The organism is Arthrobacter sp. Leaf337 (assembly GCF_001423745.1).
Lineage (GTDB): Bacteria > Actinomycetota > Actinomycetes > Actinomycetales > Micrococcaceae > Arthrobacter.
Genome location: NZ_LMPC01000018.1, coordinates 25,330 through 37,987 on the forward strand (window position 1 = coordinate 25,330; position 12,658 = coordinate 37,987).

The 12,658-nt window shown below is 67.7% G+C and carries 12 protein-coding genes and 1 pseudogene; 7 read left to right on the plus strand and 6 right to left on the minus strand.

The features are described 5' to 3' along the window. Positions 1–13 precede the first annotated feature (13 nt). Complete coding sequence (locus ASF98_RS14185; protein WP_055802886.1) at positions 14–1,087, minus strand: LacI family DNA-binding transcriptional regulator; 1,074 nt, start codon at positions 1,085–1,087, stop codon at positions 14–16. A gap of 225 nt (positions 1,088–1,312) precedes the next feature. Here ASF98_RS14185 and ASF98_RS14190 point away from each other — a divergent pair, with 225 nt between their 5' ends. Beyond that, positions 1,313–3,277, plus strand: a complete 1,965-nt coding sequence (locus ASF98_RS14190; protein WP_055802888.1) for a glycogen debranching N-terminal domain-containing protein — start codon at positions 1,313–1,315, stop codon at positions 3,275–3,277. A gap of 25 nt (positions 3,278–3,302) precedes the next feature. Here ASF98_RS14190 and ASF98_RS14195 read toward each other — a convergent pair whose 3' ends face one another. Beyond that, the gene (locus tag ASF98_RS14195) at positions 3,303–3,953 is read right to left on the minus strand and encodes a HutD/Ves family protein (protein ID WP_055802890.1); all 651 of its coding nucleotides are present in this window, start codon (positions 3,951–3,953) and stop codon (positions 3,303–3,305) included. Between the two features lie 103 nt (positions 3,954–4,056). Between ASF98_RS14195 and ASF98_RS14200 the strand changes: the two genes are divergently transcribed. The 3 genes from ASF98_RS14200 to ASF98_RS14210 all read left to right on the plus strand — a co-directional run bounded on the left by ASF98_RS14200 (position 4,057) and on the right by ASF98_RS14210 (position 6,449). Then, positions 4,057–4,662: a phosphoribosylanthranilate isomerase gene (locus ASF98_RS14200; protein ID WP_055802892.1), complete on the plus strand. Its 606-nt coding sequence runs from the start codon at positions 4,057–4,059 to the stop codon at positions 4,660–4,662. A 55-nt stretch (positions 4,663–4,717) separates the two neighbouring features. Next, a complete protein-coding gene (locus ASF98_RS14205; RefSeq protein ID WP_055802894.1) occupies positions 4,718–5,821 on the plus strand; it encodes an LLM class flavin-dependent oxidoreductase in 1,104 nt (367 codons plus the stop codon). Positions 5,822–5,903: 82 nt separating this feature from the next. Continuing rightward, entirely contained in the window at positions 5,904–6,449 is a 546-nt protein-coding gene (locus tag ASF98_RS14210) for a YceI family protein (RefSeq protein WP_055802896.1), read from the plus strand. Positions 6,450–6,458: 9 nt separating this feature from the next. Here ASF98_RS14210 and ASF98_RS14215 read toward each other — a convergent pair whose 3' ends face one another. After that, positions 6,459–7,574, minus strand: a complete 1,116-nt coding sequence (locus ASF98_RS14215; protein WP_055802898.1) for a serine hydrolase domain-containing protein — start codon at positions 7,572–7,574, stop codon at positions 6,459–6,461. Beyond that, the gene (locus ASF98_RS14220) at positions 7,565–8,581 is read right to left on the minus strand and encodes a magnesium and cobalt transport protein CorA (protein ID WP_055802900.1); all 1,017 of its coding nucleotides are present in this window, start codon (positions 8,579–8,581) and stop codon (positions 7,565–7,567) included. Before ASF98_RS14220 ends, ASF98_RS14215 begins: the two co-directional genes overlap by 10 nt. Positions 8,582–8,819: 238 nt before the next feature. On the opposite strand from ASF98_RS14220, the gene ASF98_RS14225 reads away from it, so the two are divergent. Together ASF98_RS14225 and ASF98_RS14230 are read left to right on the plus strand one after the other, a co-directional pair. Then, positions 8,820–10,214 (plus strand): TrkH family potassium uptake protein, encoded by a 1,395-nt coding sequence (locus ASF98_RS14225; RefSeq protein ID WP_055802902.1) that lies wholly within the window; start codon positions 8,820–8,822, stop codon positions 10,212–10,214. A gap of 79 nt (positions 10,215–10,293) precedes the next feature. Then, positions 10,294–10,695: a YccF domain-containing protein gene (locus tag ASF98_RS14230; RefSeq protein ID WP_055802904.1), complete on the plus strand. Its 402-nt coding sequence runs from the start codon at positions 10,294–10,296 to the stop codon at positions 10,693–10,695. Positions 10,696–10,722: 27 nt separating this feature from the next. Here ASF98_RS14230 and ASF98_RS14235 read toward each other — a convergent pair whose 3' ends face one another. Both ASF98_RS14235 and ASF98_RS14240 read right to left on the minus strand, forming a co-directional pair. Then, positions 10,723–11,475, minus strand: coding sequence for a 2-phosphosulfolactate phosphatase (locus tag ASF98_RS14235; protein ID WP_055802906.1), 753 nt, complete (start codon positions 11,473–11,475; stop codon positions 10,723–10,725). Next, positions 11,472–12,359, minus strand: coding sequence for a DUF4031 domain-containing protein (locus tag ASF98_RS14240; protein WP_055802908.1), 888 nt, complete (start codon positions 12,357–12,359; stop codon positions 11,472–11,474). The genes ASF98_RS14235 and ASF98_RS14240 overlap by 4 nt, the downstream gene beginning before the upstream one ends. A gap of 84 nt (positions 12,360–12,443) precedes the next feature. On the opposite strand from ASF98_RS14240, the pseudogene ASF98_RS24840 reads away from it, so the two are divergent. Then, a pseudogene (locus tag ASF98_RS24840) lies at positions 12,444–12,658 on the plus strand (HNH endonuclease signature motif containing protein); the annotation flags it as partial.

Genomic DNA, 12,658 nt, shown 5'->3' on the forward strand with positions numbered 1-12,658 from the left:
CAAGGCCCTTGGTTTAGGCCTGCCTAATGCCGGTTGGCGCCAGCGGCAGCGGGATTCGTTCCACCACGTGCGGGGCAAGGAGGAGCTGCCTGTCCGGCGGGTTTGTGGCCGGGGTGGCCGCCCCGGCGGTCCCGTTGCTGGCCAGTTCGTAGGTCAGCACGCGGATGATGTGGCGCGCGGCCTCTTCCACCGGCTGGGCGACGCTCAAGAGACCGAGTGCGGCAGCCACGGGAGTGTTGTCAAAGCCCACAACGGCTGGCCGCCCGGTGCCGGGCCGTAACTCCCGGAGTTTTTCCATGGCCCCGAGGGCCAGCGAGTCGCTGGAACAGACAATGGCCGTGGCACCCCTCGACGCCAGCAGGGCCGCCCCGGATGCTCCGCCGGCAACGGTCTCTTCCGCTTCCACGCTGAGGTCGGGCACATCCCGGCGGTGTCCTGCCGCGTCCATGGCGCGCTGCCAGCCGCGGCGGCGGTCTGCGCCCACGGGATTGCCCGTGTACCAGCCCAGGAACCCGATCCTGGAGTGGCCCTGCTCCAGCAGCATCTGCACGGCCTGTTCCGTTCCTGCGGCCCCGTCAACGTCCACCCAGGAGTGGCTCCCCGACGTCGGGCGGCCGGCGCTATCCCAGGGCCGACCAAAAACGGCGAAGGGTGTTCCGCGTTCCTGCAGCCAGCGGGTCCGGGCGTCGTCCGGGGTACTGGAGGTGAGGATGAATCCGTCCAGCCCCGCGACGTCGAGCAGTTCCTCATACTGGCGGATCTCGTCGCTGTCCGAGTCCGCGCAGAACAGCGTGAGCCGGTAGCCTGCCGCCTGCGTCGCTTCCGTGAGCGCGTGCAGGAAGCGGTCCAGTACGGCGCCGTTGATTCCGTCCGTCGCGGGAAGGAGCCGCATGCCGAAGTTCATGGAACGCTGGGTGCGCAGTTGCCGGGCGGCGGCGCTGGGCCGGTAGCCGGCTGCCTCAATGGCCGCCTGGATGCGCTCCCGGGTGGCGGGCTTGACCTTGTGCGGAGCATTCAGCACGTTGGAGATGGTCTGCCGGGACACGGCGAGTTCTCTGGCCAGGCTGGCGAGGGTGGGCCGGGCCAAATGGGGCTCCTTAGGACGCGGTACTGGACGGTTGGAAATGCAGGCAGTGGCCGGCGGACGCCCCGGCATGGCTGCCGCATCGCGGTCTTTTCCGTCTCACACTAACGTGTGAGACGATTTAACCGCACAAATTTGATCGATCAAATCTGTGCGCCCAGGTTCTCGCCCGGTGGTGCGGACGCCAGCCTCCGCACCCACACCCAGCAGCACAGGAGTTGTTTTACCGTGGCCTCTGAACAGCCATACCTGCACAATCTTTCCGGCGTTTTCAGTGCCCCCATCCAGGCGTGGTCCGACGCCCATGGACAGGTCCGCCACACCGGCGCACAGGGGATCTACTGCGGCGACGACCGCGTCCTCAATTCTGCCGTCCTCACCGTCGACGGGCGGGAGCCCGAGTGGGTGTCCACGCAGTTGCGTTCCTCCAAGGAAACCGACTACATCTACTTCGTGCGTGCCGACGCCGAGGTGGCTGACCCCTTGCTCTCCCTGGTTCGCACGCGCTCGGCCCAGTCCAGCCGCATCCGCCACGGTGAGGACACCGAGAACCTCACCGGCTGCTCCGGCCGGGTGGGTGAGACACTGCGCCTGGAGTCCGCCATGCTGGAGCCCGTATCGCTGACGGTCAGGCTGACCCTCGGCGCGGACAACACCACCATGGAGCACATCAAGCAGGGCGGTCGTGGCGGCGCCCCCGTGCAACCGCAGGGGACCACGTGGTCCTGGCGCGACCAGGACACCACCCTGGCGCTGACGGCGGTCGACGGAACCGTCAGCGTGGACGGCAGCACCGTGACCATCGACTGGGCCGTGGAGGTGTCTCCCGGCGTGCCCGTCGAGCTGGAATGGGCGGTTGACCTGACGGATGCGGATTCGCCGATGCTGGCCGCCGACGGTGAACCCATCACCGCTCCGGCGTCGAACGATCCCCGGCTTAGCCGCCTTCTGGAACGGTCCGTCAGCGACCTCAACAGCCTGCGGCTGGCGCACTACTCGCATCCGCATGACACGTTCCTGGCGGCCGGTGCGCCTTGGTTCTTCACCATGTTCGGCCGCGATTCCATCATCGCGGCGCGCATGCTTTTGCCCATCAATACGGCCATTGCCGGCGGAACGCTCCGTGCACTCGCCGGCCGGCAGGGGACGGAAACGGACCACACCACGGCAGTGCAGCCGGGCAAGATCCTGCATGAAGTCCGCCGGACCGTCCTGACCGTGGCGGAGAGCGGCCATGCCCTGCGCCTGCCGCCGGTGTACTACGGCACCATTGACGCCACTCCGCTGTGGATCTGCCTCCTGCACGATGCCTGGAAAGCCGGCATGCCCGACGCCGAGGTCAAGGAACTCCTGCCCAACCTCGAGGACGCGCTCGAGTGGCTCAGGGACCACGGCGACCTGGACGGGGACGGCTTCCTGGAATACCTCGACGCCTCCGGGCAGGGCCTGGTGAACCAGGGCTGGAAGGACTCCGGCGACGCCATCCGCTGGCACGACGGTTCACTGGCGAAGGGGCCCATCGCGCTTGCCGAGGTCCAGGCCTACGCCTACGAGGCGGCAGTAGTGGGCGCGGAAATCCTTGACGCCTTCGGACGTCCGGGCGCGCAGGAATGGCGCGACTACGCGGCCGGTATGGCCGAACGCTTCCGTGCGCAGTTCTGGTGCGAGGACGAGCTGGGTCCGTACCCCGCCCTTGCCCTGGATGCCGACAAGCGACCGGTGGACGGCGTGACCTCCAACATGGGTCACCTGCTCGGCACCGGAATCCTGAACGAGGACGAGCAACGGATTGTGGTGCGCCGCGTTATGGACCCCACCATGTTCTCCGGTTACGGGGTCCGGACGCTGTCCACTAGCAACGGCGGATACTGGCCCACCCGCTACCACGCCGGCGCGGTCTGGAGCCACGACACCGCCCTGATCATCAGCGGCATGCTGGCCGACGGCTTCCCGGATGAAGCGGCGCAGCTCGCCGCCGGGCTGCTGGAGGTGGCCGAGGCCAACGACTGGCGGCTGCCGGAGCTTTTTGGCGGCCACGGCTCGGACACCATGCGCACCCCCGTGCCGTTCCCCGCGAGCTGCCGGCCGCAGGCCTGGGCCTCGGCCAGCTCCGTAGTGATCGCCGCAGCGCTCACCCCCAACGGGCAGCCGGCGCAGCGGGAAGACCTGCAGGCGTCCGCCGCAGCCTTCTGACCGACCGCTTGCTTGTGACCGGTGCCTAGCCCGTAACCCGGTCGATCGATACGACGGCCAGGAAGCCCCGGCCCAGGATTTCCGGCGTACCGGAGTCGGAACCGACGACGGCGTCGTAGCGGCCGAGCGTCTCCGGCTCGCCTGGCGCCGGGGCTGCCTCAGGTGCCACGCCGTCGACGGGCGTGTCCCCGCCGCCGGGTTCGGCATCCGAAGCAGCGGCACCGGGGCTGACAGTGGCCTGTCCCTGCAGCAGAATGCCCAGCTGGCCTTCGAATACGGGGTGCGCGCGCTTCTTGGAGAGTTCGATGATGGACGTGTACCCCTTGAAGGCACCGTTCCGGGTAATCACGTTGAGGTCGCGGATGTCGCCTGTGGGCAGTGCGCTGGCGGTGTCGGCGTCGCCGGAGAACCGGAACGGCCGGTACTTCTCCAGCGGGTGTTCGGCGCCGTCTACCGTCAGCAGGAGGAGTTCGCCTTCGATCACGGTGAGCACGCGGTCCATGCCGGGAAAAGCGGAGAACGCGCCGGCTTTGGACACCTCGGCGATGCTCACCCGCCAGTCCCACGCGCCGTCCTGGGCGGAAGCAGCCTTCGGATGGCTGGCCAGTTCGCGGGTGACCCCGCCCTTGTTGCGCCACGGTTCGGCCCTGAGTTCTGCATAGCGGATGATCTCCATCCGCCCAGCCTAGCGGCCGGAACGAGGCCCGGGCGTAACGTCGGTGCAGACTTGGCAGGCTTGCTAACGTCAGGTGGAGGAAGAGAATCGCAGGAGGAGCAGGATGTTCGTCAAGGTGTGTGGCCTGAGTACGCCGGAGTCGGTCCTGGCAGCAGCAGGTGCCGGCGCGGACGCCGTCGGATTCGTCCTGACCAAGAGCCCGCGCGAGGTCACACCCGCCAGGGCCCGGGAGCTACTCGCCCACGTGCCGGCCGGCACCCCCGCAGTGGGCGTGTTCCGGCACGAGCCGGTGGCGGACGCCATCGCGCTCGCCCGCGAGGCGGGCCTCGAGTGGATCCAGCTCCACGGGGACCGCACCCCGGAGGACGTGAAAGCAGCGCACGACGCCGGCATGAAGGTGATCAGGGCCGTCACCATGAGTGCCGCCCCGGAAGCATTCGGCAGCTGGGGCGAGGAACTGCTGCTCATCGATGCCGCCGTGCCGGGCTCGGGCGAGGCCTGGGACTATGCGTCGGTGCAGGCCAAGGGGCTTGCCGGGCGGAGCTGGCTGCTGGCCGGGGGACTTGACCCCGTGAACGTCGCCCGGGCCGCAAAGGAAGCCGGTGCGTGGGGAGTGGACGTCTCCTCCGGCGTCGAAAGTTCCCGCGGAGTCAAAGACCTGGCGAAGGTCCGGGCGTTTGTGCTGGCAGCGAAGGCCCCGGCCGCCTAGCACCGGAATGACCTGGCGCCGGAATGAAGAGTGACGGCTTCTTGTTGCCGCAGTCATGAAGCGCATCGGATTTCTCTCCTTCGGCCACTGGGGCAACGTCGAGGGGTCGCGGACCCGCACGGCCCGGGACGCCCTGCTGCAAGGCATTGAGCTGGCCGTGGCCGCCGAGGAGCTGGGCATCGACGGCGCGTACTTCCGAGTGCATCACTTTGCCCGGCAGCAGGCCTCCCCGTTCCCGCTGCTGGCAGCCATCGCCGCCCGCACCAGCCGGATTGAAATGGGCACCGGCGTGATCGACATGCGGTACGAAAACCCGCTGTACATGGCGGAGGAAGCGTCCGCCACGGACCTGATCAGCGGCGGCAGGCTGCAGCTGGGCGTCAGCCGCGGCTCACCCGAGCCGGCACGGGACGGCGCCGCAGTGTTCGGCCATGTTCCGGCCGACGGCGAGAGCCCCGCGGACATGGCACGCCGGCACACCGCGTTGTTCCGCCATGCCATCACCGGCGCCGGCGTGGCAGACGGGGATCCCCGGTTCGGCGGCGGACCCGGCAAATTGCCGGTCCAGCCGAACTCGCCGGATCTGGCCCGCAGGATCTGGTGGGGCGCCGGATCCCGCGCCACCGCCGTTTGGACTGCGGAACAGGGCATGAACCTAATGAGTTCCACATTGCTGACCGAAGACACCGGTGTGCCGTTCGACGAGCTTCAAGCCGAACAGATCAGCATGTTCCGCAGCGCCTGGGCCGGCGCCGGCCACCAGCACACGCCCCGGGTTTCAGTCAGCAGGAGCGTGCTGCCGATCGTGGACGACGAGGACCGCCGGTATTTCGGGCTCAGCGCCCTTCGGGAAAAGCGGGACCAGGTGGGGATCATTGACGGACTGGTGGCGAGGTTCGGCAAGAGCTACGTGGGCGAGCCCGACGCCATCGCCGAAGAGCTTGCGGCGGACGCCGCGGTGCAGGCCGCCGACACCGTCCTCCTCACCGTCCCGAACCAGCTGGGCGTGGACTTCAACGCCAAGCTGCTCGGCAACATTGCCCGGCACGTTGCCCCTGCCATTGGCTGGCAGCCGAAATGGCCTGCGGCTGTACCCGCGCCTGCGGCTGAGGCTGTGCCAGCGACTGAGGCGCCCGGTGCTGAGGCTAGCCGTGGCTAATGCTCTTCGCTAGCATTCAGCTGGGGACCACCCCGAAGAACCGGCGGGCCAGGCCCGCCACCCGAGTCGAAGGAGACCCGTTGTGACTCTGCCCCAAGGTATTACCCCCGGCATCTGGACCCTTGATATGTCCCACAGCGAAATCGGGTTCACCGTCCGCCATGCCGGCATCAGCAAAGTCCGCGGCCGCTTCACCGACGCTTCCGCGGAGGCGCACGTGGGCCCGTCCTTGTCGGCGTCCAGCCTGCACGCCACCGTGAAAACGGCGAGCTTCGACTCGGGCGATGCCAACCGCGACGCGCACGTCCGCGGCGCGGACTTTTTCGACGTCGAGCAGTTCCCGGAGATGACTTTCCGGGCAACGGGCATCGAGGGTGACGGCGAGGACTATACCGTCACCGGCGACCTCACCATTCGCGGCGTCACCAAGTCCGTGGAGCTCGAAGTGGAGTTCACCGGTGTGGCGGTTGATCCGTTCGGTGCCACCCGGGCAGGCTTCAGCGCAGAGGCAGAAATCAGCCGCAAGGAGTTTGGGCTGACGTGGAATGCGGTCCTCGAAGCCGGCGGTGTGCTGGTCAGCGACAAGGTCAAGATCAACGTCGACGCAGCCCTGGTCAAGCAGGCATAGTCGCGGGCCTCAGGTCCACGGCATGCGGAGGATCAGGGAAAACAGGGTGGCGTAATCGTAGCTCGTGGAGCTGTTGGACATGAGCACGATTGCCCTGCCCTGCTCCGGGTAAAGGCGCATGATGTTCCAAAACCCCAGCCCGGTGCCGAAGTGCTCCACGTAGGATTCGTGCGGCACCTTGGTGTGCTTCCGGAACCAGCCCGCGGAGTGGTCGAACTGCCTTCCTTTGACGCGGATGTCGCGCATCGCCCGCGCCGTGGACTCCTGAAGGATGCGGTGCCCCTGCGGGACAGCGGGAGCGCTGGCGGTTCCCGGCGGAACAGCCAGCCCGTCATTGAGGTGCAACCGGGCGAACGCTGCTGCGTCCAACACGCTTCCAACCAGGCCTCCGTAGCCCGCGCCGTCAACCAGGAACGGGTTGAGCGAGGTGTATCCGCCGTGCCTTGCCCCCAGTGTTCCTGGTGGGAGGATTGCCGCGAGCGCCGGGGTGAGCGGGCGGGGGATACGGACATAGCCTGTAGCCGCGGAGTGTCCTGGCAGGTAGGCGAAACCGGTTGAATCCATGCCCAGCGGAGCAAGGATCTCGCGCCGGACGTAGCTCGGAAATGGCTCACCGGAGACCTGGCTGATGATCTGGGCCGCCACGAGGTATCCGACGTTCGAGTAATGCCCGGTGCCACCAAGGCGGTGGCGGAACGCCCGGCGCCGGGCCAACAGTTTCCGCAGCATCTGCTCCTGGTCCGGCCCCGGTGCATCCGCCGGTTGGATCCACGTCACGGGCAGCGGATTGCCCAGCCCCGCGGAATGGCTGAGCAGCTGCCATACGGTTGGCTGGGCCTGCCCGGGGGCCCGCAGCCAGGGCAGGTATTCGTGCACGGGCGCGTGCAGGTCCAGGAGCCCCTGCTCGGAGAGCCGCAGGGCAGCGGTGGCTGTCACCGGCTTTGTCATGGAAAACCAGGGATAGACCGTATCCGCCGTCGCGGGGGCATGGCCCTCAAGGTCCGCGAAACCTGTGCCGCCGGTATGGAGCACCCGGTCCCGCGACACGACGGCTAGTGACATTCCCGGAACGCGGGCTCTCCGGGCTGTGTCCGCCAGTGCTGCCCGGACCGCTGTCAGATCCATTTGTTGTGCTTGAACGCGGCGTAGAGGGCCACGCCCATGGCCGCCATCAGGCCCAGCGCCATGGGGTAGCCGAAGATCCAGTCGAGCTCGGGCATGGTGCGGAAATTCATCCCGTAGATGGTGCCCACCAGGGTGGGGGCGAAGAGAATGGCGGCCCAGGAGGAGATGCGTTTGACCTGCTCGCTCTGCGCGAAGCTGGATTCGGTCAGGCGCCGCATTTCGTCGTTCTGCCGCTGCGCCACCAGCGCGGCGTTGACGGTGAGCGCGTTCTGCAGCAGGGCCCGGAAAGAGGCGGTCCGTTCGCCCAGCCGCAGCACGTGGTCCAGGACGTCACGGAGGTGGTCCTGAAGCTCGGGGCCGGGCCGATGCTCGACCGTTCCGGAGAGGAGGGCCTGCAGGATTCCCGCCAGGGGGCTGGTTCCGCGCTGGAACATGATGACCTGGCGGGAGAGCTCATAAATCCGGCGCGAGACGTCCGGGTCGCCGCTGAAGAGGTCGTCCTCGATTTCGTCGATGTCGTTTTCCAGGCCGGCAGCCACCGGCTCGTATTCATCCACAACTTGGTCCAGGATGGCGTACAGCACGGCGTCCGGACCCAGCGCCAGGAACTCGGGCTGGGCTTCCATGCGTCGGCGGACGCGGGCCAGGTCCGGTGACTCAGCATGGCGGACGGTGACCACAAAATCCGTTCCCACAAAAACGTGGATCTCGCCGAACTCGACCTTTTCGACGTCGTCGAGATAGCGCGCCGGGCGCAACACCAGGAACAGGATCTCGCCGTAGTGCTCAAGTTTTGCCCGCTGGTGGCCGGTCAGGGCGTCCTCCACCGCCAGGTGGCTGAGGTCGAACTCGTCTGCCACGGAACGCAGTTCCGGCGCGTCCGGCCGGTAGAGGCCGATCCAGGCCATCCCCTCGCGCTGCCGCAGCAGGAAGTAGGTCTCCTCAAGCCCCTCCGGGTCGGTGGTCCGGCGGCCATTTACGTAGACGGCGTTGTCAATGATGGTCACGCTGCGCCTCCTTCTACGGACCGCCCCTTGGCTGTGACGTTAGCCCTTTGCCGGGACGCTGCCAACAGTATGCGCCTGCGCCGCTGCGTGGCCGGGAAAGGGCCGCGTAAGGATTTCGTAAAGACCGGGTTCTGCTGGAATCACGCGGTGCTACGCTCCGTGATGCGTCGAACTATGGGCACGGTTGTTGTCGCGGTGCCTGAAGCCCTTTGTATGCCCGCCGATGAGAGGACGTCCCATGGCCGTACCGCTGAGGGGGCCGGCAAAGGTGCGCGCGGACATTCGGCCGAAGGACAGCCGCATCAGGCGCCTGCTCCTGCATCCGGTCAGGTCGGTGCCGGTGGCGTTCCTCGCCGTCATCATGATCGGGGCCGGTCTGCTCCTGCTTCCCGCCTCGCACTACCCCACGGACTCCGACGTCGTGATGCCGGCCCTGTTCACTTCGGTCTCGGCCGTCTGCGTGACCGGCCTGATAACCGTGGACACTGCCACGTTCTGGACGCCCTTCGGCCAGGCGGTGATCCTCGGGATGATCCAGGTGGGCGGCTTCGGCATCATGACGCTGGCAACTCTGCTCGCCCTGCTGGTCCGCAAGAACCTCGGCCTCCGCGGGCAGCTCGTGGCGCAGTCCGAAACCCACACCCTGAATTTTGGTGATGTGCGCTCCGTGCTGGTGCGGGTCGCCAAGATCATGGCCACACTGGAGGGCTGCACGGCAGCGGTCCTGACGCTCCGGTTCTGGATCGGTTACGACGCCAACCCTGCCACGGCACTCTGGCACGGCATCTTCCACGCTGTATCCGCCTTCAACAATGCCGGCTTCTCCCTCTACAGTGACAACCTCATCGGGCTGGCCGAAGATCCCTGGATCATTGTCCCCGTCTGCGCAGCCGTGGTGGCCGGCGGGCTGGGGTTTCCCGTGATCATTGCCCTGATGCGGGACGGGTTCCGGATCAGGGACTGGACAGTGCACGTCCGGCTGACCGTCTACGGCACCCTGCTGCTTCTGGCGGCAGGCTTTGTGCTCTTCGCGGCCTTCGAATGGAACAGGCCCGAAACCCTGGGGCCGCTCTCCACAGGCGGGAAGTTCCTCGGGGCGCTGGCCGGCAGCGTGTTTCCCCGGACCGCCGGTTTCAACAGCATCGATTACGGGGCTGCCACACCGGAGACCCTGATGGTCACCAACATCCTGATGTTCATCGGCGGCGGGAGTGCGGGGACGGCGGGCGGCATCAAGATCACCACGTTCCTCATCCTGGGATTCGCCATCTGGAACGAGGTCCGCGGCCGCGAACAGGTGACCATCGCCCACCGCTCCATCAGTTCCTCGGCGCAGCGCCAGGCGCTCTCCGTTGCGTTGCTGGGCGTCGCCGCCGTCATTGCGGGCACGCTGCTGCTGCTGCTGTTCACCGACTACAGCCTCGAAAAGGTGCTCTTTGAATCCATCTCCGCCTTCGCCACGGTGGGGGTGAGCACCGGCATCACCTATCACCTGCCGGTCAGCGCGCAGTGGGTGCTGATGGCCCTCATGTTCGTCGGCCGCATCGGCACCATCACTGTGGCTTCTGCCCTGGCACTCTCCGCGCATCCGCGGCTCTACCATTTGCCCGAAGAGCGGCCGATCATCGGCTGATGCGGGCGGCCGCGAATTCAGGGCCGGATCAGGGCAATCCCCGACGCCCGATCAGGCGCGAGCGGGGGAGAATGGCCGTATGAAGACATTGCTCAACATCATTTGGCTGGTATGCGGCGGACTCTGGCTGGCGCTGGGGTACTTCTTCGCGGGCATCATCTGCTGCCTGCTCATCGTGACCATTCCATGGGGCATCGCATCGTTCCGGATTGCCTCCTACACGCTGTGGCCTTTCGGCCGCATGGTGGTGGACAAGCCGGGCGGCAACGGCGTGTTCTCGCTCCTGGGCAATGTGATCTGGCTGGTGGTGGCAGGGAGCTGGATCGCGATCGGCCATGTGGTGACGGCGTTCGCCATGGCCATCACCATCATCGGAATCCCGCTGGCCATCGCGAACCTGAAGCTCATCCCGGTCTCGCTGATGCCCCTGGGCAAGCAGATCGTGCCCACCGACCGGCCGTTCGTCACCAGCTACCGCTAAGGCCAGCGGCCGCCTACGGGCGAGCGCTCAGGCCCGGCGGAACGCGCCGTCGTCGAGAAGTGCGACGGCGGTGCTCCGGTTGAGCTCCGCAGCGATCTCCACGTCCTCCTGGTAACCGCCGAAAACGAGCTCGCGCCCGCTGGAGCATTCCAGCAGCGTGTCACCGAGCCGCGGTTCCGCAGCGGTGAACGCGTCCATGGCCCACCGGGCTTCGGGGGAGAGCCCGGCCCGGCGATGCCCGGGAAGTGCCGCCAGGAAAGCACCTGCGCCCAGCTGGTCCTCGAGCGCGGGCCGGAGTCCGCCGTCGGGCCATTTTTCACCGGCTGCAATAACGGCGATCACGGCGGCCGGGGGCAAGTTTCGGGCGGCCCAGTCGGCCGTGGCGCGGGCGTTCCGGAGGCACACTGCGGCGACGCGCGGCACCGCGCCCGCCAGGGAATGGGCCAACGCCGATCCGTTCGGTGAGGGAAGCACCACCCTGTCCAGCGTTGACGCGGAGCGCAGGCTGGCGGAGGAGAGGCTGACCCCTTTGCCGCCGCGTCGTCCGGCAAGCACCGCCTGCTGTTCCGCCGCGAAACCGGCTGCCGTGCCGTCCTTCCAGCGGTAGGGAAACACCTCGGCGCCACGCTCTACGGCGACGCTCACGCACGTGGTGAAACACAGGACGTCCACCACCACGGCCAGTTCGGCCCCGGGCGCCACGGCCATGGCGCCGTCGAGCCCCCATTCGAAGCGGACCGTGAACGGCAGCTGCCGGTGCGCGGCCTGAACCTCGCTCACGCGGGCCAGGCTGCGGGGTTGAGCTCGCCGTTGAGGTTGCGCCGCGCGGAATCCAGCCAGAGCTCACGGCCGCGGGCCGTGTTGAACAGCGGATCCAGCTCCAGCAAATGACGCACGACGGCGGCGCGTCCGGCGGCGAAGTCGGCGTCGCCGATGTGCGCGAAGTCTTCCCGGACGGCGCTGAGGTAGCGGCCGTAGGCCTTGGGTTCGCCGCCGAGAACGGACAGGTCCGCATCGCAGAGGAGGGCGCCGTCGTCGTCCCCTGCCTCCGGGCGGTGGTCGGCAGTGAGCCGGACCAGCCGCCCCACCTCGTACGCTTCGTCCTCGGACAGCCCGGCGTGCAGGAGCCTGTCCTCTGCCAGCCTCGCCGACTCCTCCTCGTCCTGGCCGGCGATCCCGCGGTATACGGCGTCGTGGAACCAGGCGGCGAGAACCACGGTGCGGGGAGGGTCTGCCGGCTCGGTGAGCAGGTCCAGGGCTTCGAGGACTGAGAGGAGGTGGGTGCGGCCGTGGTACTTCCGGTGCTCCTCGCCCCAGCGGTCCAGGAGGTCCAGGAAGAGGGCGTCGTGGCCTGGCAGCACGGCGTTCCAGCGGTTGAGCAGCGGCAGCTTGAGCGCCTTGCCGCGCTCGCGGGCCGGGATGCGGAGCCCGCAGGCGATCAGTTTTCGGACTAGGACCCGCGCCTCCACGGGGACGGCGCCGGCCTCCACGAGGGCCCCGTACCGGGCCTCGGAGACGTCGTAATGGTCGCCGTCGAACGCGCGTTCCGGAATGCCGGCGGCCTCGGCGAAACGGTGCAGTTCGTCGAGGGAGGTATCCGAGATCAAGTGCGAAAAGTGGGTTCCGTGGGCTGGCCAGAGCGGCGGATCCAGGTAAACGGCCATGGGGGAAATTCTAATCCCGCGGGTGCCAGCGATTCCTCCGCAGGACAGGGCTAAATTGTCGGACCCCCGCGGCAGAGTTATCCCATGGAGGTCTTGGGGGAACTCGCAGCAGGAGGGGCGTTGCGGTGGGCGGCATTGCCCGCCGCCGCTTCTGCTGTTCGATTTGCCTCCGTTCCGGGCCTGCGCAGTGTCCCCGACGGACTGCAGACTTCTCAGGCGTTGGCGTCCGACGGCGGCGGGGCCGGTGATCTTCCCCGGAGCCTTGCGCTGCTCAAACGTGCCAGTTCGACGGCGGTCGA